General features: G+C 62.1%; 27 protein-coding genes and 2 pseudogenes. 12 read left to right on the top strand and 17 right to left on the bottom strand.

What is annotated here, in order from left to right:
* Positions 1 to 151: 151 nt before the first annotated feature.
* Genes JCM12178_RS08710 through JCM12178_RS08660 form a run of 12 tightly spaced genes read right to left on the bottom strand, consistent with a single transcriptional unit; the run spans position 152 to position 10,489 of the window.
* Positions 152 to 1,687: a B12-binding domain-containing radical SAM protein gene (locus JCM12178_RS08710; protein WP_054650566.1), complete on the bottom strand. Its 1,536-nt coding sequence runs from the start codon at positions 1,685 to 1,687 to the stop codon at positions 152 to 154.
* Positions 1,688 to 1,711: 24 nt separating this feature from the next.
* Positions 1,712 to 2,869, bottom strand: a complete 1,158-nt coding sequence (neuC, locus tag JCM12178_RS08705; RefSeq protein ID WP_054650564.1) for a UDP-N-acetylglucosamine 2-epimerase — start codon at positions 2,867 to 2,869, stop codon at positions 1,712 to 1,714.
* Positions 2,866 to 3,534, bottom strand: a complete 669-nt coding sequence (locus tag JCM12178_RS08700; RefSeq protein WP_054650562.1) for a PIG-L deacetylase family protein — start codon at positions 3,532 to 3,534, stop codon at positions 2,866 to 2,868. Before JCM12178_RS08700 ends, neuC begins: the two co-directional genes overlap by 4 nt.
* Positions 3,531 to 4,424 carry a formyltransferase family protein gene (locus JCM12178_RS08695; RefSeq protein WP_054650560.1) on the bottom strand — a complete coding sequence of 298 codons (894 nt, stop codon included), beginning with the start codon at positions 4,422 to 4,424 and terminating at the stop codon, positions 3,531 to 3,533. Before JCM12178_RS08695 ends, JCM12178_RS08700 begins: the two co-directional genes overlap by 4 nt.
* Positions 4,421 to 5,440 (bottom strand): N-acetylneuraminate synthase, encoded by a 1,020-nt coding sequence (gene neuB, locus JCM12178_RS08690; RefSeq protein ID WP_054650558.1) that lies wholly within the window; start codon positions 5,438 to 5,440, stop codon positions 4,421 to 4,423. The genes JCM12178_RS08695 and neuB overlap by 4 nt, the downstream gene beginning before the upstream one ends.
* 9 nt (positions 5,441 to 5,449) lie before the next feature.
* A complete protein-coding gene (locus JCM12178_RS08685) occupies positions 5,450 to 6,604 on the bottom strand; it encodes a LegC family aminotransferase (protein WP_054650556.1) in 1,155 nt (384 codons plus the stop codon).
* Between the two features lie 3 nt (positions 6,605 to 6,607).
* Complete coding sequence (locus JCM12178_RS08680; protein ID WP_054650554.1) at positions 6,608 to 7,603, bottom strand: NAD-dependent epimerase/dehydratase family protein; 996 nt, start codon at positions 7,601 to 7,603, stop codon at positions 6,608 to 6,610.
* Positions 7,604 to 7,639: 36 nt separating this feature from the next.
* A complete protein-coding gene (locus tag JCM12178_RS19615) occupies positions 7,640 to 7,798 on the bottom strand; it encodes an SPASM domain-containing protein (protein WP_245628692.1) in 159 nt (52 codons plus the stop codon).
* Positions 7,744 to 8,253, bottom strand: a complete 510-nt coding sequence (locus JCM12178_RS20825; RefSeq protein WP_054650552.1) for a radical SAM protein — start codon at positions 8,251 to 8,253, stop codon at positions 7,744 to 7,746. The genes JCM12178_RS19615 and JCM12178_RS20825 overlap by 55 nt, the downstream gene beginning before the upstream one ends.
* Positions 8,217 to 8,624, bottom strand: a complete 408-nt coding sequence (locus JCM12178_RS20820; protein WP_054650550.1) for a radical SAM protein — start codon at positions 8,622 to 8,624, stop codon at positions 8,217 to 8,219. The genes JCM12178_RS20825 and JCM12178_RS20820 overlap by 37 nt, the downstream gene beginning before the upstream one ends.
* Before the next feature lie 24 nt (positions 8,625 to 8,648).
* Positions 8,649 to 9,929: a hypothetical protein gene (locus tag JCM12178_RS08665; RefSeq protein ID WP_054650548.1), complete on the bottom strand. Its 1,281-nt coding sequence runs from the start codon at positions 9,927 to 9,929 to the stop codon at positions 8,649 to 8,651.
* A complete protein-coding gene (locus JCM12178_RS08660) occupies positions 9,917 to 10,489 on the bottom strand; it encodes a hypothetical protein (RefSeq protein WP_054650546.1) in 573 nt (190 codons plus the stop codon). The genes JCM12178_RS08665 and JCM12178_RS08660 overlap by 13 nt, the downstream gene beginning before the upstream one ends.
* A gap of 261 nt (positions 10,490 to 10,750) precedes the next feature.
* On the opposite strand from JCM12178_RS08660, the gene JCM12178_RS08655 reads away from it, so the two are divergent.
* From JCM12178_RS08655 to JCM12178_RS08630, 6 genes are all read left to right on the top strand, one after another.
* The gene (locus JCM12178_RS08655) at positions 10,751 to 11,785 is read left to right on the top strand and encodes a class I SAM-dependent methyltransferase (protein ID WP_157054836.1); all 1,035 of its coding nucleotides are present in this window, start codon (positions 10,751 to 10,753) and stop codon (positions 11,783 to 11,785) included.
* A gap of 264 nt (positions 11,786 to 12,049) precedes the next feature.
* Positions 12,050 to 13,783: a tetratricopeptide repeat protein gene (locus tag JCM12178_RS08650; protein WP_054650542.1), complete on the top strand. Its 1,734-nt coding sequence runs from the start codon at positions 12,050 to 12,052 to the stop codon at positions 13,781 to 13,783.
* Positions 13,784 to 13,938: 155 nt separating this feature from the next.
* Entirely contained in the window at positions 13,939 to 14,835 is an 897-nt protein-coding gene (locus tag JCM12178_RS08645; protein WP_054650540.1) for an NAD-dependent epimerase/dehydratase family protein, read from the top strand.
* Between the two features lie 17 nt (positions 14,836 to 14,852).
* Positions 14,853 to 15,602 (top strand): acylneuraminate cytidylyltransferase family protein, encoded by a 750-nt coding sequence (locus JCM12178_RS08640; RefSeq protein WP_054650538.1) that lies wholly within the window; start codon positions 14,853 to 14,855, stop codon positions 15,600 to 15,602.
* A 13-nt stretch (positions 15,603 to 15,615) separates the two neighbouring features.
* Complete coding sequence (locus tag JCM12178_RS08635) at positions 15,616 to 16,425, top strand: sugar phosphate isomerase/epimerase family protein (RefSeq protein ID WP_054650536.1); 810 nt, start codon at positions 15,616 to 15,618, stop codon at positions 16,423 to 16,425.
* A complete protein-coding gene (locus JCM12178_RS08630; RefSeq protein ID WP_054650534.1) occupies positions 16,422 to 17,114 on the top strand; it encodes an SDR family NAD(P)-dependent oxidoreductase in 693 nt (230 codons plus the stop codon). Before JCM12178_RS08635 ends, JCM12178_RS08630 begins: the two co-directional genes overlap by 4 nt.
* Positions 17,115 to 17,187: 73 nt before the next feature.
* Here JCM12178_RS08630 and galE read toward each other — a convergent pair whose 3' ends face one another.
* On the bottom strand, positions 17,188 to 18,213 hold the full coding sequence (gene galE / locus JCM12178_RS08625) for a UDP-glucose 4-epimerase GalE (protein WP_054650532.1): 1,026 nt from the start codon (positions 18,211 to 18,213) through the stop codon (positions 17,188 to 17,190).
* 243 nt (positions 18,214 to 18,456) lie between these two features.
* On the opposite strand from galE, the pseudogene JCM12178_RS08615 reads away from it, so the two are divergent.
* The 6 genes and pseudogenes from JCM12178_RS08615 (at position 18,457) to JCM12178_RS08590 (ending at position 24,084) form a co-directional block, all read left to right on the top strand.
* A pseudogene (locus JCM12178_RS08615) lies at positions 18,457 to 20,116 on the top strand (NAD+ synthase).
* 94 nt (positions 20,117 to 20,210) lie between these two features.
* Complete coding sequence (locus JCM12178_RS08610) at positions 20,211 to 20,765, top strand: HPP family protein (protein WP_054650528.1); 555 nt, start codon at positions 20,211 to 20,213, stop codon at positions 20,763 to 20,765.
* A 230-nt stretch (positions 20,766 to 20,995) separates the two neighbouring features.
* Positions 20,996 to 21,295 (top strand): annotated as a pseudogene (locus tag JCM12178_RS20815) (radical SAM protein); the annotation flags it as partial.
* A gap of 56 nt (positions 21,296 to 21,351) precedes the next feature.
* The gene (locus JCM12178_RS08600) at positions 21,352 to 22,014 is read left to right on the top strand and encodes a radical SAM/SPASM domain-containing protein (RefSeq protein ID WP_054650524.1); all 663 of its coding nucleotides are present in this window, start codon (positions 21,352 to 21,354) and stop codon (positions 22,012 to 22,014) included.
* A 24-nt stretch (positions 22,015 to 22,038) separates the two neighbouring features.
* Positions 22,039 to 23,568: a sulfotransferase gene (locus JCM12178_RS08595; protein ID WP_054650522.1), complete on the top strand. Its 1,530-nt coding sequence runs from the start codon at positions 22,039 to 22,041 to the stop codon at positions 23,566 to 23,568.
* 75 nt (positions 23,569 to 23,643) lie between these two features.
* On the top strand, positions 23,644 to 24,084 hold the full coding sequence (locus tag JCM12178_RS08590) for a DUF4079 family protein (RefSeq protein WP_369404488.1): 441 nt from the start codon (positions 23,644 to 23,646) through the stop codon (positions 24,082 to 24,084).
* Between the two features lie 181 nt (positions 24,085 to 24,265).
* Here JCM12178_RS08590 and fliQ read toward each other — a convergent pair whose 3' ends face one another.
* The 4 genes from fliQ to fliN all read right to left on the bottom strand — a co-directional run.
* Positions 24,266 to 24,535, bottom strand: a complete 270-nt coding sequence (gene fliQ, locus JCM12178_RS08585) for a flagellar biosynthesis protein FliQ (protein ID WP_054650518.1) — start codon at positions 24,533 to 24,535, stop codon at positions 24,266 to 24,268.
* 34 nt (positions 24,536 to 24,569) lie between these two features.
* A complete protein-coding gene (fliP, locus tag JCM12178_RS08580; RefSeq protein WP_157054835.1) occupies positions 24,570 to 25,340 on the bottom strand; it encodes a flagellar type III secretion system pore protein FliP in 771 nt (256 codons plus the stop codon).
* Positions 25,327 to 25,698 carry a flagellar biosynthetic protein FliO gene (fliO, locus tag JCM12178_RS08575; RefSeq protein ID WP_054650517.1) on the bottom strand — a complete coding sequence of 124 codons (372 nt, stop codon included), beginning with the start codon at positions 25,696 to 25,698 and terminating at the stop codon, positions 25,327 to 25,329. Before fliO ends, fliP begins: the two co-directional genes overlap by 14 nt.
* A 39-nt stretch (positions 25,699 to 25,737) precedes the next feature.
* On the bottom strand, positions 25,738 to 26,147 hold a 410-nt coding region (gene fliN / locus JCM12178_RS08570; RefSeq protein WP_054650515.1), incomplete at its 5' end, for a flagellar motor switch protein FliN.

The following is a 26,147-nucleotide window of genomic DNA, read 5'->3' as shown; positions in this document are numbered from 1 at the left end:
CGTCGCTGCCGACGTTTACGCATCAGTCTGATTTATCCAGAAAAATTATCACCGGCCCCACAGTGCGTCAACACTGTGCGCGCCCTGCGGTCGATGCATTCCAGCCCTTTCATCGGCCAACGGGCCGAGATTCTTAAACCCCCGTCCTGTGTCACAGGGCCTCGCGCATTCCCCGCAGCTCGGCGCTCAGGTCGGCCTGAGGGATGTTTCCATAACATGCAAGAGCCTTGTCCTGCTCACCGCTGGTCACGTAATAGCGAAACAGCAGCTCGTGCTTGTTGGGCAGTTCGTCCACCTGAAAAAGGTTGTCCAGCCCATACTCCTTGGCTCGCTTGCAGAACCGCTCGAAGCGGCGCATCCGCACCGGATAGGTATTGGTGCCGTCCACAGTCTTCCAGAAGAGCGTGCCCATCCCCAGATCCAGCCCGTACTCCTCTGGATGCTCGGCCCCAAGGCTGCCGGGGTAGAACTCACAGAAGGTCAGGGACGGGTTGATCATGTCCAGCGCGTCGCGGTGCTCGGCCATGAAATCCAGCAGGTAGTCGAACTCCTGCTCGGTCTCGCCGGGCAACCCGAACATGACGTTGGCCACCACATACAGCCCGGCCTCCTTGCCCTCCTGCAGCACCTTGACCAGATCGACCCCCTTGGAAAGCCGCTTGCCGATGCGCTCCAGAAGATGCGGCGAGGGCGTCTCCAGCCCGTAGCCGAGAAGGGTGCATCCGGCGGCCTTGAGCTTTTTGTAGAGCGGGGTGCGCATTTCCTTTCGAATGACCGCGTTCTCGAGGTTCCACTGCACCCCCGGGTTGTGCTCGATCATCAGGTCGCAGAACTTCTCCAGCTCACCGATGTGGCCGTTGGAAATATTGTCCGCCATGCGGATGAACACGGTGTCCGGGTAACACTCCTTGAGGTGCAGCACCTCCGCGTACATGCGCTCGGCCGTTCGATAGCGAAAGCGCTTCATGAACCCGCGGGCCGAGCAGTACACGCACTTGTTCAGGCAGCCCCGCGTGGCGTAGCTCGGCAGGTACCCCTTGAGCTTGTAGAGGCCGAGGTCGAGGTCGTCGTAATCCGGAAACGGCAGCTCGTCGAGATTTCGCACGTAGGCCAGTTCCCCAGCCGGGACGCGACGCCCGTCATGCACGTAGGTCAGCCCGGGCATCGGTTTCCCTGCGGGCTGACGAACTTCACGCACATACGCTTCCATGGCGACCTCTCCCTCGTCGAGACAGATCGCGTCGGCCATGCCCTCGGCCAGCAGTTCGTCAGCGTTGCCCATGAACGAGGCCACCTCCGGCCCGCCAAGCACGTAGCGGATATGCGGATAGTGCTGCTTCATGTCCGCCAGAAAGAGCTTGGTGACGTGCAGGTTGGCAGCAAAACAGGAGAACCCAATGATGGCCGGGTTCTCTGCGGCGGCCCTGTCCATCCACTCGCGGAAGAACCGCTCATGGCTGTCGTAATAGGCGCGCATGGCGTCGGCGTTGACGCAATAGTTGTAGCCCTGCGCCATGTCCCAGTAGTCCGGCTGCGTCTCGTCGCGCCCGGCAGCAGCGTGGACGTTCACATCCATGACCGTGGCCGAAACCCCGCGCTCCGCAAGGTAACTCTTGAGCAGGGCCAGCCCCAGCGGCGGGGAGTAGGGACTCCAGACGGGAAGCTGCATCAGAACGACTTCGGACATGGACACCTCGCACGTTTGCCCGCGTCAGGCGGGCAGATCGTAAAATTCCTTTTTCAGCAGCCCTTCAAGGTCCGCCGATTTGAGCGTTCTGAGGATGACCTCGGACGGCTCCTCGCCCTCGTACGGGCTCTTCACCGCAGCAGCCCGGGTCCGGAACTCTTCGGATAGAACCGTCTTCACCCCCTGCCGAATGGCCGCAAGAGACTGCTCGCAGTGCAGCACGCTGTCCGCCCGGACGCGGCCCTTCTGCCGATCGCCGACGTCTAGCGTGGGCACGCGGAGCGACGGGGCCTCCAGCAGCCCGCTCGACGTGTTGCCAACCACGGCCGCGCACAGCCGCATCAGACTCAGGTACCGGCGCTGGCCCAGGCTGACATGTTCCTCGAAACGTTCCGGTAGCCGCTTTGCCGCGTCGCGAATCATGGCGTTGACGCGGCTTCCCTGCGTGTCGGAGTTGGCATGGGTGAATACGGCGTTCAGTCCCGACTCCTCGATGGCCTGCAACAGCTCGCCGAACTGGCCCTCGGCAGAGGCATCCTCCAGCGTAACCGGATGGAAGGTGACCAGCAGGAACGGCTCGTTCAGATCAATGCGGAAATCCGGGGCCAGCGCCTCGCGCTCCAGCAGGTCGAGATGCGCGATGGCCTCCACGCCCAGCCCACCCACATTGACGACGCGGTCCGGATGCTCGCCGAGCTGGATGACCCGGCGGCGGTAGACATCGGTGCTGGTGAAGTGCAGGTGGCTCATCTTGGTGATGGAGTGCCGAAACGGCTCGTCAAACAGGCCGAAGGTTGCCTCGCCGCCGTGGATGTGCGCCACCGGAATGCGGCAGACCGTGGCCGCGGCAGCGCAGACAAACGCCTCGTAGCGGTCGCCGAGCAGCACGAGCAGGTCCGGTGCAAGCTGTTCCAGCGCCTCGCGGTAGCCATCCATGCCCCGGCCCATGGCCCGGCAGATGTCAGCGGCGGTGTCGCCGTCGTCAAGAATGGGCACGCGCGCGTCCACCGTGAACCCGTCCCGCTCGATTTCGGAGACGGTCATGCCGTGGGCTTCGGAAAGATGCGCACCACTGGCCAGCACCTGCAAATGCAGATTGGGGTCATCTGCGACCCCGCGCATGAGGCGTCGCAGAAGGCCGTATTCGGCCCGGGTGGCGGTGAACACGCAGACCCGTCTCATCGCAGCACTTCCCGCATGAGCATGAACGCCTCGGCGCACTCGCACCCTGCGGCGGCCCCGCGCCAGTCGGCAAGGGCCCGCACCGTCCGTTCGCTGCGCGGGAAGGGGTGCTCCCCGCATTCGGTGCCGTAGGCACACAGCGCGCGGATCTTGCCGTCCATGAACCGGGTGACGTCCACATAGTGGTTGGGCAGAAACGCGGCGTCTCCACCGGGCGGCACCAGCTCGGTATCCGATGGAATCTCCATGCACAACACCCGCCGCACCGAGGGATATCGGAACGGCTTGGTGCAGACGTAGGCGGCTTGAAAGACCGCGCGGTGATCCGAGTGCACGTCGTGGCGGTGTGGCAGGTACAGGGTGGTGGCCCCGGTCTCCTCAATGGTCGAACCGATGACGGAAATGAGGTCGCCCGCAGGCACGGTGTCCAGCGTGGCCGTGGGAAAGCCCACCCGCTGTACGCTGTCGAACCCGTACACTTCGGCAACGGCCTCCACCTGCCGCTCGCGAAGCCGCATCTCCACTTCAAGGGTGTCGTCTCCGGGGCGGGTCATTATCAGCCAGTGCACGGCGTCGCCGCGCGCCTTGTGCCGAAGAATCGTGCCCCCGCAGCCGAGGGTCTCGTCGTCGGGGTGCGGCGCGATGACCAGAACGGTTTCACTCATACGTACTCTCCCACGCGTGGAATGGTTTCCAGTTCGTGCTCCACGACCTCAACGGCCCCTTCGCCGCATTTGACCGTGAACCGGCGGCCGTCCACGGCCAGCACCTTGCCCGGCTCCACGTTCGGGGCGTCCACTTCCACTTCATGAACGCGCCAGACCCTGGCCTCATCGCCGCCGCAGTCGAGATGCGCGCCGACGTACGGCCGTGCCAGGGCCCGCACCAGATTGTACACGGATCGCGAAGACATGCGAAAGTCTATGGCACCGTCCGCCCTGCCGCGCTTGCGCCACGTGTTGGCAAGGCTGTGATCCTGCGGGGTCCGGGCATACGAACCATCCACCAGCGCTGGCACGAACTCCGCAAGCTGCGAAAGCGCGGTGCGCGTCAGCAGTGAATAGAGGCTCCCTGCGTCATCGCCGTAGGTGATGGGCACCGGCTTCTGGCTCAGGATGTCGCCGCTGTCCGCACCTTCGTCGAGAAAAAAGAACGTGGAGGCGGTTTCTTCAAGACCGAGCGCCAGCGCCCAGATGATCGGGTGCCGTCCGCGATTTTTTGGCAGCGCGGCCGGATGGTAGCCCACCGCGCCGATCATCGGCACGGCCAGCAGTTCCGGCCCGATGAGCGAGGACCAGCCGAATACGAACAGCACGTCCGGGTCACGGTCTGCAATCCACTGACGATCCTCGACGGCGTTGATGTCGTCGGTCAGCCGCACCGGAATCCCGTGCTCGCGGCAGACACCGCCCAGATCGGCAAAGTCTGCATTGAAGGGCGAGGCGGCGCGGGTCACGACACCGGCAATCTCAAGGCCCATGCCGGGTCCCTGAACAGCCAGCCATTCCAGCGTCTTGCGGCTGAACTCGACGCACCCCACAAACACCGCCCTCATACTTCGATCTCCTCGTCCCGGGCAAAGTCCCGCTTTGCGCGTCTGCCCACGACATCGTCCCAGCGCATTGGGCTCAATCCGGCGCCCGGACGCTTGGCCGCGAGGTTCTGCTCCGAAAAAAGCTCGCCCTTCCTGATGGGCATGGCGGCCACGATGCTCTTGCGTACCACCTGCCGGTTCTCGCGTTCCGACTCGGTGACGCGCTTGATGCCCGTGCCGAGCATGGTCTCCACGAGTCGGATGCCCCTGACCATGTCCTTCAGCTCTTGCGGGGCAAGAGACGCCTGATGGTCCGGGCCGTCCGCGTCCCTGTCCAACGTGAAATGCTTTTCCACCAGCGTTGCGCCCATGGCCACGGCAGCCAGTGGAGCCTCTATGCCCACGCTGTGATCGGACAACCCCGCTCTGAGGCCGGGATACTCCGTGCCGAACCGCTCCAGCATGGCGGGCATGGCTCTGAGGTTCAGGTCCTCGGGCGGTGTGGGATAGGCCGAATTGCAGTGCAGGAGGGTCACGGCGTCTGCCGGGACGCCCTCTGCCGCCAGCACGTCCAGCGCGGCCGCGATCTCGTCCAGCTCGGCCATGCCCGTGGACATGACCACCCGCTCGGCATGCGCGGCCACCTGCCGCAGGTATGGAAGGTTGGTTATCTCGCCGGACGGAACCTTGAAGGTCTTCAGGCCCAGCCCGGCCAGCAGGTCCACCGAGGCAGGGTCAAAGGGCGTGGAGAGAAATTCGATGCCGCGTTCTCCGCAGCGGTGGATGAGCGCCTCGTGAGCTGCAAGATCCAGTTCCAGCGCCCGAAGCATCTCCTGTTGGCTCTGCCCGGGGTCGGTGGTGCGCTTCTGGTATTCGGCCTTGCCTGCGTGGGAGCAGACCAGATCCCCGGAGCGGAAGGTCTGGAACTTGACAGCGTCGGCCCCGGCGTCGGCGGCCACGTCCACCAGTTCAAGGGCGCGTTCCAGCCTGCCGTCATGGTTCACCCCGGCCTCGGCTATGATGTAGGTCCTCGTCATCAAATCCTCCTACAGCCCGGCCCCGCTCGGCAGGTTGATGACCCCGGCCTCCAGCCGCTCGGCCACGGGAAGCTCCATGCGCGGGCAGGCCTCGTACATGGGCAGCCGGTGCATGAGCTGCCATGCCGGGCGCGTCATGTAGCCTGCTGCGTTGGTCGTCTCCAGAATCGCCTCACGCGTGGCCACGGCGTCGCCCTCAAGCAGCACGGCGTTCAGCCAGTAGTTGCTGCGGCACCCTGCCGGTTCCGTCACGAAACGCACGCCGTCCAGCCCGTCAAAAGCCTGTGCGTACCGCTCGGCAAGCGTCCGCTTGGCGGCAATGAAGCCTTCGAGCTGATCCATCTGGGCGCACCCGAGTGCGGCGTTGATGTTGGGCATGCGGAAATTGTAGCCTGCCGCGTCGTGCCGGTATTCCCATTTGTGCGGCACCTTGGCCGTGGTGGTCAGGTGCCTGATGCGGTCTGCCAACGCTTCGTCATTGGTCAGCACGGCACCTCCGCCGCCGGTGGTGATGATCTTGTTGCCGTTGAAGCTCACGGCGGAACACCTGCCGAAACGGCCGGTGTGCGTCCCGTCGCGCCACGAACCAAGCGACTCGGCCGCGTCCTCCACAAGCGTGATGGAATAGTCGTCACAGACCTCGGCCAGCGCCTCGACATCGCAAGGATGGCCGAACACATGCACCGGAACCAGCGCCCGGATGGGCCGTCCGGTGCTTCGGTTCAGGCAGACGCCGTCACGGACCTCGGCCGCGCTGACCAGATGCTCGCGCAGCCGGACCGGGTCCACGCCGAAGGTATGCTCCTCGCTGTCCACGAAATGCGGCACCGCGCCGAGGTAGGAGGCTGCGTTGGCCGTGGCCACGAAGGTCAGGGCGGGCATGAGCACTTCGTCACCGCGCTCAACGCCGCAGACGTCCAGCGCCACCTGCAGGGCTGCGGTGCCGTTGACAACCGCCACGGCCCGGGCCGCGCCGGTGAACTCGGCCAGCCGCCGCTCGAACTCGTCCACGTAGGCGCCCACCGAGGAGACGAACGTGCTCTCCACGCATTTGATGAGCAGTTCGGTCTCGGCTCCGCCGAATGTTGGTTCGTGCAGCGGTATGAATCCCTCCTGCGGAAGGACCTGTTGCATGCGGTCAAGAGCCTGCCGGGCGACGTCCATGGGCTATTCTCCGTGCGGGATGTTGTAGTAGCGCTGCTCTTCCGGGTCCTGCACCACGCCGAGCGAGACGATATCGCGGACTTCTGCGATGCCCTCGGGAACGGTCTTGGTAATGGCGAACCCAAGCTCTTCGCGAATCCTGGTGAAGTCCACTCGGTAATCACGCGGGTCTTCCTTCTTGACCACGTACTCGATCTTGCCGTCGGGAATCTGCTTCAGGATTTCGTCAACGATCATCTGCTTGGTGTAGTTCTCGGCAGTGTCGCCCACATTGAATACGTTGTAGGCAACCTTGTCGCGCTCGGCTTCAAGCACGGTCATGATGGCCTGCGAAAAGTCACTCACATGGCAGTACGGCCGCCAGAATTGCTCGCCGAAGACCACCAGCGTCTTGCCCATGGCAAGCTCCTTGGTGAACTCGTTGACGGTCAGGTCGAAGCGCATTCTGTGGGACAAACCGTAGACCGTGGCGAAGCGCAGGGAGGTGGGGCAGAAGTCCGGGCTCTTTTCGCTCTCTTCGAGCATAAGCTTCTCGAACTTCACCTTCAGCTCGGCGTACAGGGAGACCGGGGCCAGCGGCGAGTCTTCCTTCACCATGCCGCCCGGGTCGGCCATCTTGCCGTAGTTGCTGCAGGTGGAGGCAAAGACGAACCGCTCGACCTTGTTTTCCCTGGCCTTTTCCAGCAGGTGCACCGAGGCTTCCCAGTTGGTCTTCTGAGCCAGTTCCGGCTGTCGCTTGCAGGCCGGGTCGCCCACGATGGCCGCCAGATGCACGTAGGCAAAGAAGTCATTGCTGTCGAGAATCGGGTCCAGCGCCTCAAAATCGGTCACGTCCACCTTGTGGAAGGTGAACTGGGGATGGTGCCAGATGTCGATGAGCGAGTCGCCGCCGAACATCAGGGTGTCCACGCAGACCACTTCGTATCCGGCCTGCATCAGTTCGCGCAGCAGAATGGAGCCCACGTAGCCCGCGCCGCCCGTCACAAGTACTTTCTTCATATCAATTCATCCTCATGCTGAATGGTCGTTTCCACGTTACGAGACGCCCGCAATCTTCATCTGGCAGTCCCGCAGGTAGCATCCGTCGCAGGCTCCGACTTCGTGCGAACGCCCCTTGCGGTGCAGCTCGCGCAGCCGGTTCAATGCATCCGATTTCCATGCCTCGGCAATGGTGGTATCCGCCGCGTTGCCCAGAGCGAGCTCTCCGCCGTCATTCTCGTTGCAGGGCAGGATCGTGCGTCGAACCAGACCACCATGCGCTGCCAGAGCTGCGGACAGGCCCAGTCGAACTCGACACCGCGCCGCCGGGCTTCGCCGTCGGCCTCTTCCTTGTAGTCCAGAACAGCCACCTCATCGGCGTACTGTCCCCAGAATTCCTTATATTCGTCCAGCATCTCGCGCACCTCGGGGATAAGTACGCTCTGGATGCGTATCTTCGGATTGCCCGCGCCCAGCCGCTCCCGCTCGTTGATCAGCCCCTCGATGTTCCGAAGCAGTCTGTCAAAGCTCGCGCCTTTGCGGCAGCGCTCGTACAGGTCCGCGCTCACGCCCTCCACGGAAATGGAGATGCGGTCCAGCCCGGCCCGGATGAATTCCGCCGACTTTTCCGGGGTCAGCAGGTTGGCGTTGGTGTTGAAGTAGACGTCCACCAGCCCATGTCCTTGGCATAGGCCACAAACTCCGCAAGATCCGGGTGCAGCAGCGGTTCGCCGCGGTCGTTGAACTTCACGCCGTAGAGGTTGTTGTCCCGGCCCTCGCGCAGAATCTTCTTCACCAGTTCTAGTTCTATGAACCCGCGCCTGACCTCTGGGCCGAAGTAGGTGGTCGCGCAGAAGCTGCATTTGAGGTTGCAGCGGTTGGTGACCTCAAGGTCCAAAAAGAGCGGAAACTCGCCGGGCTCGAAGCTCTTTGGCCGTTCTTCCCAGAGCCTCCGGTACTCCCTGAAACGCGGTGAGGATGACTCGAACAGGCTCTTGCCTGAAAGGTTGTTATAAAGCGGTATGGGTGTGGTCTTGACCATGGTTCACCATGCTGGCCCGTTCCTTTAGCGGAACAGGTCCTCCAGCCTCACGTTTTCCGGCTTCGGTTCAAGGAAGCCGGGGTAATACTTACGCATGATCGCGTCCCGGTCCACGTTTTCGAAATTCGTCAGGGTCTGCACCAGTTCCTCGGGGCGACGGCAGTGCGGCAGACCGGCGTCATAGATCAGCGAGGCAGTGGTCACCTCCGGCCGGGGCGCGGCAGACCGGTCGTAGACCACGTAGTTCCTGCCCAGCTCCAGCGCATCGAGGATGGTGCCGCTGACGGTACCTATCAGCACGTCACAGCCGGAAACGGACTCCGTCACATTGGTGTACTTCGCGTCCTGCACTTCCACCTCAAAGGGACACGTTCCACCCATGAACTCCAGAGACTTCCGCAACACGTAATCATTGAAGTCGTCAAAGGTAAAGCCCGTCCGGTTCATGACGTAGCCCTCCATGCCCGGATGGTGACGAATGACCGCCCGGCCCGCACCGCAAGCCTTCAGCGCCTCGAAAACCTCGGAAAGATAGGAAATGACCCTGCTGCCCGTAGCCTGAAGCCTGTAGGTGTAGATGGCCGGAGCAAAGTACGGGATGACCAGCACCGTGGCGTCTTTCAGGGAGTCAAGCCGCTTGAAGGGCCGGATGCCGGGCCGCCCGATACGATAGAACTCCGGCCGCATCACGGTGTTCCCTTCAGGAATCCCTGTATCGGTGTAACGCTTCCTGTCGTATTCCGAGTGAACCACCACCTTGAAGCGCTCGGTGCAGCGTTCGGCAAGGTAGCGGGTGTAGAACTGGTTGTGCACCAGCGCATTCGGGGCGACCAGAAATGCCTTCTTCCCTGCGGCTGTCGCAGCCTGCGCCACGAGCGGATGCGCCAGCTCAAAGATCCCACCCTTCACGTTCCGGCGGGAGAAGTCCTTCAAAAGCCGGTCCGTCTGCACGGCCAGCCGACGAAGCCGGGCCGAAAAGAATGTGGTGAAGGTGGTGGTAAACAATTCGCTGTACCGACCAAGTGTCGGCTGCAGCACTTCATGCACGTGGGAAAAATCGGCGTTTTCATAAGCACTTATCATGGCCGTGAAGGCACCTGCGTCCGCAGGGTTCGTCTTCACGGTTTCTTTGAGCGGTGCGGGAAAGACGCCGCGGTCGGCCAGCGCGTCGATGGTTTTGGCGGGCTCCAGCCCCTCCAGCGTGCCGTCGCCGGGCAGCAGCCGGGAATGCTCGGTGAGCAGAATCCCGGTGGCCGGGCTGCCCTGCCTGAGCCGCTTGGAATATAGCGGACTCAGGTTGCGCATGATGAGTCCGTAATAGACGCCGTGCCGCCAGCCCCACACCGCACGCCGCAGCGAACGGCGCAGCCTTTCATACGCCCAATGAATGAACGTTTGGGCACGGGGGGCTGCAACGGATTATCGGAAAAGTCCACGCAGGAGTAGTTGGATGCAGCGTTGCGCTCCCATGCCTGCCGGAAGCAGACGTAAGGGTACTCATCGTCGTGACAAGCGACCTCCACACCGCTTTGGCGGAGCACGTCCGTCACAATATCAGGGAGCAGGCATGAGGCCGAGTGGTGCACGCGCTCCACTGCGCCGTCCGTGGCTTCAAGAACGGCGAGGTAATGCGCGACCATGTGAAAGAGAAGCATCATCTCATCACGCATGGCCGCCCCGAGAGAAACCCCGCGATAGAGCGTGCAGTCGCCTTCGGGCAGCAGGAACCACCCGGAAACGAAGTCGTCCAGCCCTTCGAGCACCTTCTGTTTCTGCTCAAGGCGCAGAACCTCGTCAAAGACCTCGGCCTTGATGCCGCGTGCCCGAAGGTTCTCCTGCAATATGGGGTCGACACAAATCTGCATTACGGTTCCGTCACCTGCTCGCTGTCCGCATATAAACGGGCAATCCCTTCGCTCATGCCCGGAAGATTTGACACCTGTGTTCCTAAGAACGTTATCGGTAGCAACTCTCGTGCCTTAATACCCGAAGCCTAAAAGCGGCAAAAATGATCACCAACCGAACGGTTTACGGCGCACCCTGTCCCGGCTCGAGCTTTGACAGGCAATCTTTTCCGGTGATAAACATTCGGTCATCCAGCAATTTCCTAACCGAGAACCGCTCTCGTGCGCAAAGGGTTTATCATGGAAAAGCGGCGTTCCGGCATTGTGGACCTGTTCAAGCCCGTCGGCCTGCACGACGAATTCCTGCTGCGCTGTGAACAAAGCGGCGTGGCCTTCTATCTGGAAGAGCGCGATGGCTTTTTCCGTTCCCCCTGCCCTGCCTGCGGCAATGATGAAGACGGCGAGCTGCGGTTTCGTTTTGAGAAATTCGGCTTCACCCACCTTGACTGCACCCGCTGCCGCACGACCTTCGTCAGCCCCCGGCCCACGGACGAGCAGCTGACGCGCTACTACGAGACCTACGACGCACCCCAGTTCTGGACCCGGCTGCTGCTGGAAACCCACGATGACCGCAAGAAGCACCAGCACATGCCTCGGGTCAAGGCGCTGGACGCCTTCCTGAAGGAATCCGGCAGTGAGCGCGGCACCTTTCTGGACATCGGCGCGGGCAGCGGCACCTTCAGCACCGTGGTCCGCGAGCAGGGCCTTTTCAGTGACGTCGTGGCCTGCGACATCAGCCCCCAGTGCGTTGAGGAGTGCAGAGAAAAAGGACTGAACGCGCATCTCGGCACTGTGGCGGACTTCGACGATGACAGCCTCGACTGCATCGCCATGAACGACCTCGTGGAGCACCTGAGCGAACCAGCCCCGTTTCTTGCCACCTGCCTCGCCAAGCTGAGAAAAAACGGGGTGCTGCTCATCGGCACGCCCAACGGTCAGGGCTTTGATTTCCAGATTCTCGGCGACAGGACCGAAAATGTGGTCCCGCCCCTGCACCTGCAGTACTTCAATCCCAGCTCCGTCACCGAACTGCTTCATGCCACCGGCTTTGCCTCGGTCAGCGCCACCACGCCCGGCATCCTCGACGTCTCCATCGTCAGGCGCAAAGTGGAACAGGGCGTCGTGGACCTTGCCGGAAGCAACGCGTTCCTTGCCCACCTTCTCTCGCTGGACGACCCGGAACTGGAGGACTCGCTCCAGCGGTTTCTGCAGCAAAACCGCCTCTCCTCCCACATGCTCGTCTTTGCCCGCAAGTAACCTCTAAGCCGCCACTGGCAAAGATTTTGCTTATCCTTCGTCCGTCACCGGAAAACACTTCAACCGGTGAACGGTCGCGCCGGCCCGCGACCACTCCGCCTTCCGGCCCTCAACGATTTTGGGCGGCGGAGAGTTTCGGCAGACGACTTGTCGCCTTTTTGACGCTCCCGGCATTCAAGGCCTTTCCCGAATGCGGCGCGCGCCTTGGAGAACCCGGCGGGGTCTGCTACAAACGACGAACACTCAGCAAAAGGAGCGGTTCCCATGAGCCCGGCCAGCAAACGCAAAACCGTCTACGCATTCGACCACGTACCCAAATGCGCCGGAACGTCCCTGCACAAGATGTTCGAAGCCCAGGATTGCGGCTACCTGCACATCACCTCTCCCGATGCGCTGGTAACGTTCGCCGATGGCATTCTGGAGGACAACACCCGGGATGCCTATTACATAGGTGGCGAATTGATCTACGGCATCCATGAGCTGCTCCCCAACGACTTTCAGGTGTTCTATTACACCTTTCTGCGTAACCCCACGGACGTCGCCTACTCCTACTTCCGCTTCAGAAAAAAGAAAGGCAACTTCACCTACGGCTCGTTCATGGACTACCTTTACGACAATCCGTTCAACAGCATCACGCACCACTTCGGCGGCTCGCCGGAGCGGGCCATCGCCCGGCTGGAGAACTACGACTACATAGGGTTTGTGGAGACCTACACCGAATCCGTGGCCGAACTCGGCAAACGCATCGGCATCGAGTTTCCGGGCATCGAGCACCAGAACAAAACCGTGGACAGGGACAACGAGCTCATGCGCGCCAACATCACCGGCGTGGCCGAAGCGTCCGACGACCACCGCGTCTACAACCATTTCTCCCGGGTCAAGGCCATGGCGGACCGGCAGTCCTCTCAGACACGCCTCAACAGCAACGCCCCGGTCTATTCCAGGCAGAACCGCACCATCGCGGACTGGTCCGGCGAGGGGCTGGACCACGGCTCTCTCATTGAGCGCATGAAACAACAGGACACGGACAGCGAAGATTTCCTGCATCAGGCCGGTCTAGCCGCCAAGATGCAGCTCAACATCGACGACGACCTCTTCGAAAAGGTCATGGCCATGGACCGGGACTACACACTGGAATGCCTCGGCCCGGCACAAATAACCACCAAGTATCGCTACGACAGGCTCTATGAACGCTACGAACGCTTCGCGTCCCGCTGCGTCTTTGACCGACAGGCCGCCCACCGGCTGCGTGCCCAGCAGGTTTTGGCGTTTCTGGCAAACAGCGCCTACGGCAAGGCAAACGGTCTTTCCATCGAGCTGCTCAAGCAAGCCGTAGCCCTGAACACGCACAACGACGACCACAAGAGGGCGCTTGCCGTGCACCTGCGATTGCAGGGCAGGGCAGAAGAAGCGGTAGCCGTGCTGGACACCATCCCGGTGGAACGCCGCGACACGGTTTTCTTCAACGAATACATGATTACCACACAGGCTCGTGACGGCGCGAGCTTCGACATCGGCTCGCTCATGACCGAAGACGTGGCCGCCGGGCACTACCGCTCCCTGAAACTGCTGCACGACAACTTCGAGCTGTCCCGCAGGAAGCTCTTCAGCGAGATGGCCGGGAAACGCCTTTTGGTGGTGCGCTCCGGACCGCTGGCCGTGCTGGACGACCTCATTGCCTCAGCCGCAGAGCTCGGTTGCGACGTTACGCTGGGCCTGCAAGGCGGCCTGCGATCCAATCCGGCCTACAGCGGACAGAACGTCCACTGGCTGGGCGACGGGATGTTCAACCCCTCCGAGGACTTTGAGGGCAGACAGGCGCTTGAGAAAATGACCGTGGACGCCACGATCTACCTCTGTTCCAGCTTCGCCTCGCTGAACTCGCTGCACAACTTCGTGGAGTTTTTCGGCAAAATTCCGAGCAAGGGCGGCTTTGCCTATCCCATGTCCAACATGATGGCGGGCATGGACCGCAAATCACTGATTCCCATGGACTGACCGGAAATGCGCATAAAGGAAAACGGAACGGACGCCGATCAGCTTGAAAAGGGGTCCTGCCGCCCTGTATCATTCGGCGGCTTAATGATACACATGCCCACGCGGGGGTCCCATTGACCCGACCGGCATCAACCAAAGCACTCTGGACGGAGCGAATGAGCCAAGCACCTGATACCATCGTCTTCGGAGGCTCCGGCTTTCTGGGCAGCCACATCGCCGACGCCCTGTCGGACAAGGGGCACAGGGTCACGGTCTTTGACCGCGCGCCCTCGCCGTGGCTTCGCCCGGACCAATCCTTAATTCAGGGCGACATTCTGGACCGCGAGCAGGTCGGCAAGGCTGTTGCCGGGAAGGACTACGTCTACCACCTCGCCGGGATCGCCGACATAGGCCAGTCCTCACGCGAGCCGCTGGAGACCATCCAGCACAACGTCATCGGCAGCTCCAACATCATCGACGCGGCCGCGGAAGCGGACGTTTCCCGCCTGCTCTTCGCCTCGTCCCTGTACGTGTATACGGATAAAGGCTCCTTCTACCGCGTGAGCAAACAGGCAGTCGAGGCCGTGCTGGAAGCCTACAATCAGCAGAGCGGACTGGAATACACCATCCTGCGCTACGGCTCCCTCTACGGTCCGCGCGCGCAGGACTGGAACGGGCTTCGCAGCATCGTCAAGCAGGCCATCAGGGGCGGGGATTTCACCTACCCCGGCACGGGCGAAGAACGCCGCGAATACATCCATGTGGCCGACGCCGCCAGTCTGAGCGTAGACGCGCTGTCCAGTGAATATGCCAACAAGTGCCTGACCGTCTCCGGCATCACCACGCTGACCATCAAGGAAGTGCTCGAGATCATAAAGGAAGTCAGCGGCAAGGACACGGACATCCGCTTCTCGCCCAGCGGCGACGAGTACGCCTCGTCCCACTACAGCATGACACCCTACCGATACACCCCCAAGCGGGCGCACAAGGTCGTGCCGTCCGTGTTCGTGGACTTCGGGCAGGGGATTCTGGAACTCATAGAGGAAATCGACCATCAGGAAAACGGCCACTAGGGCCGGAAGAGATACCCATGATCGCAGCCATACTCATCGGCAGGAAGGGAAGCACCGGCTTCCCCGGCAAGAACATGCACCCGGTCCTCGGCAGGCCGCTTTCGCAGTATCCGCTGCTGGCCGCCGAACACTCCCGGCTGGTGACGCACACCTTCATCTCCACAGACGACCCCGACATCATGGAGCTCGGCCGCAGCAACGGCGCGGAGATCATCGAACGTCCGGCCCGGCTGGCCACCAAAGAGGCCCTTGGCGAGGACGCCTACGTGCACGCCTACGAGACCATCGTGGAGCGGCACGGCAGGCCCGAAGCGCTGGTCCTGCTCATGTGCAACGCGGCCACCATCCTTGCGGAGACCATAGATGAAGGTATCAGCGTGCTCCGTGAGCGACCCGAGGTGGATTCCGCAGTAACCGCGTCCTGCTACAACATGTGGAGTCCACTGCGCGCCCGCAAAATCAATGAAAACGGTCTGCTCGACCCATTCGTGCCCTTCGAGACGTTCGGCGACCCGGCCACCCTCAACTGCGACCGGGACTCGCAGGGTGACGTCTATTTCGCGGACATGGGCGTTTCCGTGATCCGCCCCGAATGCATCGAGAACATGGAGGACGGCCTGCTGCCGCAGAAGTGGATGGGCCGCAACATCCACCCGCTGCCCCAGTGGGGCGGCTGCGACCTCGACTACGAGTGGCAGCTTCCCGGCGTGGAGTTCTGGCTCTACCGCCACGGCTTCCGCGAGGATCGCACCCCCTACGAAGACTAACCCGGAGCAGCGCATGAAACTGGCCGTCTCCAACATCACCCTGCCCTCGTTCGATCACGAAGACGAACTGCCCGAGCTTGCCGCCCTCGGCTTCTGCGGCCTCGAAGTGGCCCCTTCCAAGGTCTGGCGGGACACCTCGGACGTGCGCCCCCGGGATGTTGACGCCTACCGCCACAGCATCGAGTCTGCCGGGCTCCGGGTGGCGGGCCTGCACTCGCTCTTTTTCGATCGCCCTGATCTGGTTCTTTTCAAAGACGAGGCCACCACTGCGGCGCTCATGGATTTCATGGTGCACCTCTCAAGCATCTGCGCGGACCTCGGCGGCAGGACCATGGTCTTTGGCTCCGGCGTGGTCAGGATGCGAAACGGCCTGCCGGTAGACGAGGCCGACAGGCAGACCGTCGACTTCCTCGGCGAATATGCCGAACGCATCAGCGGCCACGGCACCTGCCTCGTCATTGAGGCGCTGGCCGAAAGCGTGACCGACTACATCAACGACCTCAGCCACGCCCGCAGGCTCATCGAAACCGTGAACCGGCCTGAAATACGCGGTCACATCGACCTCGCTGCCGCGGCCTGGGCCGGGGACCTGCGCGAGGACATCTTTGCGGCCATGGCCCCGCACCTTGCCCATGTGCACGTCAGTGAGACCGGGCTGGTCCCGCTGGCAGAGGGAGACACCGTAGATCACGCGCTGGCCGCCCGCCTGCTGCGAGCCATCGGATACGAGGGCTTTTGCTCGCTTGAGCAGCGCATGGTAAGAGAAGGCTTCATGGCCCCGGTAAAACGCAGCATGGAGCGACTCAAGGAGCATTACGCATGAGTACCCCGACCTTTCCCGACTGGTCCCCGCAGGTGGACGAAAACGCCCGCATCCTGATCGTCGGCGCCAGCGGCGGCATTGGCAGAGCGCTGGTCTCCATGCTCCGCAAGGGCCCGGCCTGCACCATCGGGGCGCACCGCAACAGCACGCCTGAACCCGTGGCAACAGAAGACGGCCCACAGACCATTCTCGATTTGCAGCAGGGTCTGCACAGCGACGACGACTGCCGCGCGCTGGTAGAGTTCTTTTCGGACGCCGCCGGAGGCATCGACGGCCTTGTGGTTCTAAGTGGGTTCATCGGCAGGGGCGAGCACTGGCGCGATCTCTCCGGAGAGCAATGGGAGCAGTCCGTACAGGCCAACCTGAACATCCCGTTCTTTCTGGCCCGGGCCGCCATGGAGCGAATGGAGTCCGGCACCATCCTGCTCACCGGCACCGAGTCGGCCCTGCACGGCGGCAGCCCGACCTCGCTCCCCTACGGCGTGTCCAAGCGCGGCACCGAATGCCTCGTCCAGGGGCTTGCCCGTGAGGGCGCGGCCCGTGGCGTGACCGTCAACGGGGTTCGCATGGGTTACATCAAAAGCGGCGCGCATGAACGCTGGCTGGGCAAGAGCCCGGAAGACATGAAAAAACGTGCGGAAATGGTGCTCCTGAAACGCGGGGGCGAGCCCGAAGAGGCTGCGGCCTGATCGTCTACCTGCTGTCTGGCTGGGCGCGGTTCATCACCGGCCAGATGATACCCCTCACCGGCGGCGACTGGCTCTAGTCCTTCGGATACCCGTCCGGATTGTCGCGCTGCCAGCGCCACGCATCCCGAACCATCTCCTCGACCCCGAAGGTCGCCTTCCAGCCCAGCTCGCGCTCGGCCTTGCCCGCTGCGGCGTAGTTCACGGCCACGTCGCCCGGACGCCTCGGCGCAAAGCGGTGCGGCACGTGTACGCCGTTGACGCGCTCGAAGGTCTTGAGCAACTCCATGACGCTGACTCCGCGTCCGGTGCCGAGGTTGTGCACCATGTAGCCCGGATTCTCGCCGAAACGGGCAAGCGCGGCCAGATGCCCGCGCGCAAGGTCGACGACATGGATGAAATCACGGACGGCGGTGCCGTCCGGAGTGTCGTAGTTATCACCGTAGATGAGCAGTTCACCCATGCGACCGGCTGCCGCGCGGCAGATGCAAGGCATGAGATTCTTCGGTTCGCCAGCCGGGGCTTCGCCGATGAGGCCGTCCGGATGCGCGCCCACCGGGTTGAAATAGCGCAGGATGGAGACGTTCCAGTCAGGCCGCGCGAGCTGCACGTCCTTCAGAATAGCCTCGATGAAGAGCTTGGTGCGGCCGTACGGGTTGGTGGCGCTGGTTGGCGCGTCCTCGTCAAAAGGCGGTTTCCCCGCCTCGCCGTAGACCGCCGCCGAGGAGCTGAACACGAGGTTGCCGGTCCCGGACGCCTGCATGGCGTTGCAGAGGTTGATCACGCCCATAAGGTTGTTCTCGTAGTACATGAGCGGTTTTTCGATGGACTCACCAATGGCCTTGAGGCCCGCGAAGTGGATAACGGCGTCAAAGCAGCCGTGCTCCAGCAGAGCGAACAGCCGCTCGCGGTCGCAGAGGTCGACCCATCTGGCCTCCGGGGCTTTCCCGGCCAGCTCGCGGATGCGGCCCACAACGGCTGCCGAACCGTTGCGCAGGTTGTCGGCGATGGTCACGTCGTACCCCGCCTTCAGGAGCTCCACGCAGCAGTGGCTTCCGATGTAGCCGACCCCGCCCGTTACCAATACTCGCTGTATCGTCATTGCCTCTTCCTGAAGAATCGTGTTCGCGCCGCCCGGTCATGCCGCAGCCCCGGTTTCAAGGCAAGATCGGGGCCAAGCAGGTGGACCATGTGCTGCAAACCCACATAACATATTGGCAGAAAATGCAAAACCGGAGAGATGAGCGCGTCCCGGCTTTGCGGCGACGGCAGGTTCTTCCTGTCCTGATGCGGCAGGAAAGGGTCAAGGATTGCCCCGCCATACGGTTTGGCGTACAAGCGGCTCATGAACATCGGCATCCTTCAGATCAATCCCGTGGTGGGTGACATGGACGGCAACGCCGCCATGATCGTCGAGGCCGCGCAAGAGGCCGCGGCGCAGGGCGCTCAGCTGTGCGTCGCCCCGGAACTGGCGGTATGCGGCTATCCGCCGCGCGACATGCTCTTTTACGAAGCCTTCGTACGCCGCGCCGTGGAAACGGCGCAGGGCATTGCCGAGGCACTGAAGGACGGGCCGCCGCTCATCGTGGGCTGCCCCGAGCCGTGCGGACCGGACTGCGCCCGTGCCGCCTACAACAGCGCATTCTGCTGGAAGGCGGCGAAATCCGCAAGCGGTTCCGCAAGAGCCTTCTGCCCACCTACGATGTCTTTGACGAAGCCCGCTACTTCGAACCCGCACCAGAGCACGACGGGTCCGCGTCGATCATGCACACAGGGGGCCGCACCATAGCCGTGACGGTCTGCGAAGACGCTTGGAACGACAAGGACTTCTGGCCCGCGCGCCGTTATCGTCACGACCCGCTGGAGCTGGCCGCCGCCCATGGGCCGGACCTCATCGTGAATCTCTCCGCCTCGCCGTTCTCGCTTGGCAAGCAGCAGCTCCGGGAGCGGATGCTGGGCGCGGTAGCTGCCAAGCACGGCATCCCGCTCGTCTATGTGAACCAGTGGGGCGGCAACGATGACCTCGTCTTTGACGGACGTTCCTGCGGCTTCGACGCCTCGGGAACGCTGGTGCACCGCAGCCCCGGCTTTACCGACGACGTGGCCGTGACCCGCGTCAGCGGCCCGGTGGCCCCGCCCACCATCGCGGACGACGACTTTGACCGGCCCTCGGAAATCTGGAACGCGCTGGTCCTCGGCGTGCGCGATTACGTGCGCAAGAGCGGATTCAACACCGTGCTGTTGGGGCTTTCCGGCGGCATCGACTCCGCAGCCACGGCGGTCATCGCGGCCCACGCCCTCGGGCCGGAGAACATCCTCGGCGTGCTTATGCCCTCGCCGTGGTCCAGTCAGGGCAGTATCGACGACTCGCTCGAACTGGCCAGGCGGCTGGGCATAAGGACCATGACCCTGCCCATCGAACCGGCCATGAAGGCCATGGAGCCACGCTGGCCGAGGCGTTTGAAGGCTACCCGCAGGACACCACCGAAGAAAACATCCAGTCCCGCATCCGGGGCAACCTGCTCATGGCCCTCTCCAACAAATACCGCTCGCTGCTGCTGACCACCGGCAACAAGAGCGAGCTGGCCGTGGGCTACTGCACTATCTACGGCGACATGTCCGGCGGCTTCGCGGTAATCTCCGACGTGCCCAAGGTGGACGTGTTCCGCCTCTGCGTCTGGATGAACGAGCACCACGGCAACCCAGTGCCCGAAGCCATCATCACCAAGCCGCCGAGCGCGGAACTTCGCCCCGACCAAAAGGACGAGGACTCCCTGCCGCCATATGAAGTATTGGACGCCATTCTCGCGCTGCACATCGAAAAGCACCTGACCGGGCCTGAAATCGTGGAACGCGGGTTTGACAAGGACACGGTGGCGCAGGTGCTCAGGCTGGTGACCATCGCCGAGTTCAAGCGCCGTCAGGCTGCGCCGGGCATCAAGCTGACCTCCCGCTCCTTCGGAACGGGCTGGCGCATGCCGCTGGCCTGCAAACGGCCACTATAGATCGCTCACGTCGGGTTTTGACCTGCGTCAAAGACGCCTTCACGCAACGGAGGTAGTCGGTCTCGCAGGACTTTTCCTCAACACGGGAGCACCCATGCGCATAGCGACACTTCTCACCGGGCACACCGTCACCTGCCGAACCCAGATTCTCTGGTCATGGATCGGCGCGTTCGCGGGCATCGCCTCGGTCTCGTTCATCACCGGATTCATCCTCGACGGCACCGGCCTGACCCTCATCATCGGCTCGTTCGGGGCCTCTGCCGTACTCATCTACGGTGCGGTGGACAGCCCCCTTGCCCAGCCGCGAAACCTCATGGGCGGACACATGCTCTCTGCGGTGGTGGGCGTGCTCTGCTTTTCCCTGTTCCGGGGCGAGGTGTGGATAGCGGCCCCGGCAGCGGTAGCCACGGCCATCGCGCTCATGCAACTCACCGACACCCTGCACCCGCCCGGCGGGGCCACCGCGCTCATCGCGGTCATCGGCGGACCGCAGATTCACAAGCTGGGCTATCTCTACGCGCTGTTTCCGGTGGGAATCGGTGCTCTGCTCATGCTGCTCGTGGCACTCGGAGTCAACCGTATCGCGCCCGGCCGCGTGTATCCGCGCCCGCGTGTTTGCTCAACGAAAGGAGAGGGCTGGGCCGGGTAAGACGAAGGTGCGGGCCGTTCATTCAGTGGCATGAATGATGCAAACTTGTTGCGGAGCATGCTTTTCCGACAACAAGGAGTCAAAAATATGTCCGTCGCCATCAAAGAGAAGTGCGAACTCTTCGGCAAAGAGTATGACGAAGAGCGGGATTTCACCGTCGCCAGACAGCTGAACAGGCAGGTCAGCGAAGTGGAAAGCCGCAATAATCAGACGGTGGTAGGGCGCGCCCCCTGTCGCTTGGGTTCGACATTTCCTCGGCCTGCAACGCAAACTGCATCTTCTGCCTTGCCGAAAGCGGCCGCAAGCCCAAGGGCTCGGACGAGGCCTTCCGCAAGCCGGAGTGGCTGGACAATTTTGCCGGGCTGCTGCCCTTCATCAATCAGGGCGTGTTCTCGTCCTACGAGGCCCTCATCAACCCGGACTTTCCCGAGTTCGTCAAAAAACTCAGGGAATACTACACGCCGTTTCAGGTCTTCACCAACGGCAAGGCCCTGACCCCGGAACTCTCGGAAATGTGCCTGCGAAACGGCATGCGCTCGCTGCACTGCTCCTTCCATTCGCCCGACCCCAAGACCTACGAGGCATCATGCGCGGGCTCTCCTTCGAGGAGACGCTCTCCAACCTCATGCACCTGCGCATGCTGGCCAAGAAGCACAACCCCGAGTTCATGCTGGTCATGGTCTTCTGCGCCATGCGCCGAAACATCGAACAGCTTTCCGACTACGTGGACCTCGCCCGGCGCGTGGGCGCACGAGTGATTCAGGTCAACTACCTGCAGGTGGCCAACGAGAAGCACGGGCTGGACCACGAGAGCATGCTTTTCCACAAGGACCTATACGACTACCACGTCATCACGGCCATGAAGAAGGCCGCCTCGTACGGCATCGCCCTCCAGCACCAACCGCTCTTCTCCACTTATGAGGAAGAGCACTGCGCCGAATTGCCGCCCTGCTACAAGCCATGGGAGCACTTGAACGTCAACCAGCAGGGGGACGTGACCATCTGCTGTGGCGGCGCAGGTTCGCTGGGCAACATCTTCAAACAGGACTTCTTCGAGGTCTGGAACTCCAAGCCGTTCCGCACCTTCCGGCGACTGGTCAACAGCGACAACCCGCCGGAAAACTGCAGGAAGTGCACGCGTGGCCGCGAGAACCCGCACGCCGTGACCACGCACCTGACCTACCTGAAGTCCTTGCCCGAGGATGAACGGCGGGAACGAATCAGTGAAATCGAAGCGACGCTCGGCTAATCGGGCAGGGGAGCATTCGGCATCATGCAAAAATTCGTTATCCTCACTCAGGCAAGAACCGGCAGCGAGTACCTCGCCAACCTGCTGGACAGTCACCCGGACGTGCTCTGCCATCTTGAACTGTTCAGTCATGTAAAGAAGCCTGAACGCTTTAACGCCTTCCTTGAATCCATGGAGAAGAAGCACGGCAGAGGGGTGGACGCCCGGGACATGCCCACGCTAATTCAGCACTATCTGGACGCAGTGTTCAACGACGGACACAAGGCCGTCGGCTTCAAATTGCTGGCCGACCAGATGGAGCGTCACAAGGACCTTGCCGCATGGCTGCTGCGCGAAGATATCTTCGTCATCCATCTCATTCGCGAAAACAGTCTCGATGTGCTGCTTTCTCGCGAACGGGCGCGGCAGACCGATGTCTGGCATACCCCGGTCGAGGTGCCACAGGTGGCGGTGACGATGCCTTCCGGCGAGGATTTGCTGCGCGAGCTTGCCGCCACAACCCGCGTGGACAGACTGCTCGGAGAGCTCGCCCGGGCCAAACGCTCCATCACCGTCCATTACGATGATCTTTCAGCCAGCCCGCAAGACACGCTCGCCCCGATACTCCTCTCTCTTGGCCTGCCCCCCTGCGATCTGGACAGCCTCAGCAAAAAGATCAACCGCATGCCCAAGAGCGAAGCCATCGCCAACTTCGACGAGGTTCGCGAAACCCTTACCGGAACAGGCTACGAATGCCTTCTGGACAGTGCTCCGTCCACAAAGCCGCAAGGCCCGCTGGTGCACCTGCACATCCCCAAGGCGGGCGGCTCCACCTTCGAGGGCATCCTTGAGCGCAACTACGGCGGCGAGGGCGTATACATGGCCTACCCGCACCGCAGCGGCACCGTGGATCAATACGCTTGCCTGAGTTACCGCGACAAGCAGCGCTTTCAGGCCGTCAGCGGACACTTCTCCCACATTTACAGCCCGTTCATGCCTAGGAACAGCCGCTACGTGAGCATCATGCGCCATCCGGTGAACCGGGTGTCCTCCAACTATTACATGTACTACCACCACAAGAACCATCCGCTCGGGCACCGCATACGGGATAACGGCATCACCATCCGCGACTTTGTCGACCCGGCAAACGGCTTTGCACAGGACAACCTGCAGACCAAGTATCTCGCAGGGGTTCCGCTTGAAGCGCCGTGCAGCGAGAAAGACTTCCGCCGTGCTTGCAGCCTTGTGAAGGACGGCACCATTCAGGTGGGCATACTGGAGCACTACAAGGAGAGCGTCTTCGCCTTTGCCAAGCGATTCGGCTGGGCGGACATCGCCTACACGCATGTGGGCAAGAACGCCAAAAAGCCGGACAGCCTGAGCCGCGAGGACACCAAGGCGGTCATGGCCTTCAACCTCTATGACATGCAGCTCTACTCGCTGGCGTTGGAACGGTTCCGTGAGACCATCGAGACTATTCGGCACGACCATGCAGAGGAGCTGGACGACTACATGCAGGCCGACATGCCGGTGCAGGAGGCCGCCCTCTACCACCCCTGGCGCGATACGCAGTAGGTCAATTCTATCAACAACCTTTGGCCACCCTTGCACAATCGCTGTAATGCGGTATTGTAGCAGGCATTCTCATTCATGCCGCAAGGAGTCGCCATGCTGTATTTCCATCCCGTCTTTCAAGTCCTGGCAACGCTGGTGGGCCTTTACGCCCTGTTGTTGGGGATCAACCGCTTTCGTTTCAATCACCTGGGAAAACGCGTGCCCTTTATGTGGAAACGCCACGTGCTCATGGGGCGCCTGGCCATCGGCGGCTGGACCATCGGCATGGTGGGCGGTCTGATGATGGCCCGCATGTTCTGGGGTGCAACGCTCATTACAGGCCCGCACTGGCAGACCGCTTTCTGGATGCTGCCGCTTCTGGCCTTCGGGTATGTCACCGGCGAGGTCATGAACCGGCTCAAAAAGCCGCGCACGATTCTCCCGCTGCTGCACGCCGCCAACAACGCGGCCCTGCTGGTTCTGGCGATCCGGCAGTTCTTCACCGGCTGGCAGGTGCTCAAGGACTTCGTGTTCTAAGCCCCTGGCCCTCTCCGGCAAAAAAGAAAAAAAAGTGCGTTGAATTGATCCAGGTCAAGGCGAAGACGCGTTGAAAAGAGCAGAGTGAGTTCACCCTCACCTCCCAAAGGGATACAGCCACACTCGCAATGACGGAGCGCTCTTCGGAGCGCTTCCGTCGTTTTCGGCCCTCAGGACGGCTTCAACGGATGTACTGCGGGAGGTTCAGGAAGAGATTTCGCGTGTATGTGACCATCCTGTCCATGATCCATGGGAACGAAACAAGAAGCACAAGAAAGATCGCTATGATCTTGGGCACAATGGTCAGGGTCATCTCCTGAATCTGGGTCGCGGCCTGAATGATGGAGATGATGATGCCCACGGCCATGCCCACGCCGAGCATGGGCAACGCGATGCTCAGTGTCAGCTCGATGGCTTCTCTTGCGAAGCCGATGACAAATTCCGGAGTCATGGACGCACTTCTCCCGTGGTTTTCGTTTGCCGCGTCACTGGAACGTATTGACCAGCGAGGCGACCACAAGCCCCCAGCCGTCGACGAGAATGAACAGAAGAATCTTGAACGGCAGCGAGACCATGACCGGTGGCAGCATCATCATGCCCATGGACAGAAGCACACTGGCCACGACCATGTCGAGGATCAGGAAGGGAATGTAGATGAGGAAGCCGATGGTGAAGCCCGTCTTGAGCTCACTGATGGTATAAGCCGCGATGAGCAGGATGGTCGGAACCTCCTCCTTGTTCTGCGGCCGGTCTTCCTTGGTTATGGAATAAAAAATCGACAGGTCCTTCTCCCGCGTGTGCTTGAACATGAACTCACGCGGCGGCTGCTGGGCACGGTCAAGGAACTGTTTGAAGGTTATTTCCTCGGCAAGATACGGCTGAAGAGCCTGATTGTTCATGTCCTTGCCCACCGGATACATGATAACGAAGGTCATGAAGATGGCGAGGCTGGCAAGAATCTGGTTGGGCGGCATCTGCTGCGTGCCCATTGCCTGACGCAGAAAGTGAAAGACCACGATGATGCGGGTGAAGGAGGTCATGGTCAGCAAAATGGCTGGCGCCATGCTGAGAACGGTGAGCAGAAAGAGAATTTCCAAAAGGGTGGAAACCTCGGAGGGCTCGGCCTGACCGGCGGCGAGCTCCATGCTCAGGCGGGGAATGGTCGGTTCCTGCGCAAACGCCGCGCACGGCAACAGGACCCCGGCCAGCACGGCCAGTGTCCAGAACCACTTGGAACGCGTCTTATTCCTCTCCATCACCCACCACGCTTTGCGAGAGCGCTTCCTCAAACCCGGAAAGCCCCTGTTTATCCAGATCCGCCAGCAAACGGATGCTCTGGTTGGTCGCGCCTACCAGAAACGTCCGCTCCTTGTACTTCACCACGCAGATGCTCTGCTGGTTACCCACCAAGACACGCTCCTCAAGGCGAAGCGCGCCCCGGCCGCCTCCTGCGAAGGTGCTGGGACCAAACCTCTTGAGCAACCAGTAGACCAGAAAAATGACGCCCAGCACAAAGGCCAGCCACCCGGCCGTGCTCAGGATCGAGGTGCCGGTATCGAATCCCGGCCCGCCCGTGAACCCGGTCTGGTTGGCCGCCCCGGCGGCGCTGCCCACGCTTCCGCCGCAGACTTGGTCGCGTTGACCGCAGCCTCGCTAGCCAAGCTGCTTCACCCGTTCGATCGGGCTGATGATGTCTGTCAGCCGGATGCCGAACTTCTCGTTGATGACCACAGCCTCACCACGCGCAACGAGCTTGCCGTTGACGTAGATTTCCAGCGGCTCACCGGCGAGCTTGTTCAGCTCCACCACCGAGCCCTGACCGAGCTGCAGCAGTTCGTTGATGAGCAGCTTGGTGCGGCCCAGCTCCGCGGAGACGTCCAGCGGAATGTCGAGAATGAAGTCGAGATCGCGCTTGGAGCCGTCCGCAGGTCCGGCCTTGGCTTCGCCGGTCATGTCGGTGAACTGGTAGTCATGCGCCTGCGTGGAGAGGTATTCCTGCTCCTTCTCGTCGCGCACATCATCCTGTTCCTCTCCGGCCAGCGCGGCGGCCCATTCGTCGGCCA

This window comes from Salidesulfovibrio brasiliensis JCM 12178, assembly GCF_001311825.1.
In the GTDB taxonomy this organism is placed as follows: Bacteria; Desulfobacterota; Desulfovibrionia; order Desulfovibrionales; family Desulfovibrionaceae; genus Pseudodesulfovibrio; species Pseudodesulfovibrio brasiliensis.
The sequence above is the reverse complement of the archived record's forward strand: the minus strand, read 5'-3'. Positions and strand labels throughout refer to the sequence as shown.

Bases quoted from the DNA above. Each gene is read 5' to 3' on its own strand.
- JCM12178_RS08710 (WP_054650566.1), bottom strand. From the start codon at position 1,687: ATGTCCGAAGTCGTTCTGATGCAGCTTCCCGTCTGGAGTCCCTACTCC.
- neuC (WP_054650564.1), bottom strand. From the start codon at position 2,869: ATGAGACGGGTCTGCGTGTTCACCGCCACCCGGGCCGAATACGGCCTT.
- JCM12178_RS08700 (WP_054650562.1), bottom strand. From the start codon at position 3,534: ATGAGTGAAACCGTTCTGGTCATCGCGCCGCACCCCGACGACGAGACC.
- JCM12178_RS08695 (WP_054650560.1), bottom strand. From the start codon at position 4,424: ATGAGGGCGGTGTTTGTGGGGTGCGTCGAGTTCAGCCGCAAGACGCTG.
- neuB (WP_054650558.1), bottom strand. From the start codon at position 5,440: ATGACGAGGACCTACATCATAGCCGAGGCCGGGGTGAACCATGACGGC.
- JCM12178_RS08685 (WP_054650556.1), bottom strand. From the start codon at position 6,604: ATGGACGTCGCCCGGCAGGCTCTTGACCGCATGCAACAGGTCCTTCCG.
- JCM12178_RS08680 (WP_054650554.1), bottom strand. From the start codon at position 7,603: ATGAAGAAAGTACTTGTGACGGGCGGCGCGGGCTACGTGGGCTCCATT.
- JCM12178_RS20820 (WP_054650550.1), bottom strand. From the start codon at position 8,624: ATGGTCAAGACCACACCCATACCGCTTTATAACAACCTTTCAGGCAAG.
- JCM12178_RS08665 (WP_054650548.1), bottom strand. From the start codon at position 9,929: ATGCGCAACCTGAGTCCGCTATATTCCAAGCGGCTCAGGCAGGGCAGC.
- JCM12178_RS08660 (WP_054650546.1), bottom strand. From the start codon at position 10,489: ATGCAGATTTGTGTCGACCCCATATTGCAGGAGAACCTTCGGGCACGC.
- JCM12178_RS08650 (WP_054650542.1), top strand. From the start codon at position 12,050: ATGAGCCCGGCCAGCAAACGCAAAACCGTCTACGCATTCGACCACGTA.
- JCM12178_RS08645 (WP_054650540.1), top strand. From the start codon at position 13,939: ATGAGCCAAGCACCTGATACCATCGTCTTCGGAGGCTCCGGCTTTCTG.
- JCM12178_RS08640 (WP_054650538.1), top strand. From the start codon at position 14,853: ATGATCGCAGCCATACTCATCGGCAGGAAGGGAAGCACCGGCTTCCCC.
- JCM12178_RS08635 (WP_054650536.1), top strand. From the start codon at position 15,616: ATGAAACTGGCCGTCTCCAACATCACCCTGCCCTCGTTCGATCACGAA.
- JCM12178_RS08630 (WP_054650534.1), top strand. From the start codon at position 16,422: ATGAGTACCCCGACCTTTCCCGACTGGTCCCCGCAGGTGGACGAAAAC.
- galE (WP_054650532.1), bottom strand. From the start codon at position 18,213: ATGACGATACAGCGAGTATTGGTAACGGGCGGGGTCGGCTACATCGGA.
- JCM12178_RS08610 (WP_054650528.1), top strand. From the start codon at position 20,211: ATGCGCATAGCGACACTTCTCACCGGGCACACCGTCACCTGCCGAACC.
- JCM12178_RS08600 (WP_054650524.1), top strand. From the start codon at position 21,352: ATGCGCGGGCTCTCCTTCGAGGAGACGCTCTCCAACCTCATGCACCTG.
- JCM12178_RS08595 (WP_054650522.1), top strand. From the start codon at position 22,039: ATGCAAAAATTCGTTATCCTCACTCAGGCAAGAACCGGCAGCGAGTAC.
- JCM12178_RS08590 (WP_369404488.1), top strand. From the start codon at position 23,644: ATGCCGCAAGGAGTCGCCATGCTGTATTTCCATCCCGTCTTTCAAGTC.
- fliQ (WP_054650518.1), bottom strand. From the start codon at position 24,535: ATGACTCCGGAATTTGTCATCGGCTTCGCAAGAGAAGCCATCGAGCTG.
- fliP (WP_157054835.1), bottom strand. From the start codon at position 25,340: ATGGAGAGGAATAAGACGCGTTCCAAGTGGTTCTGGACACTGGCCGTG.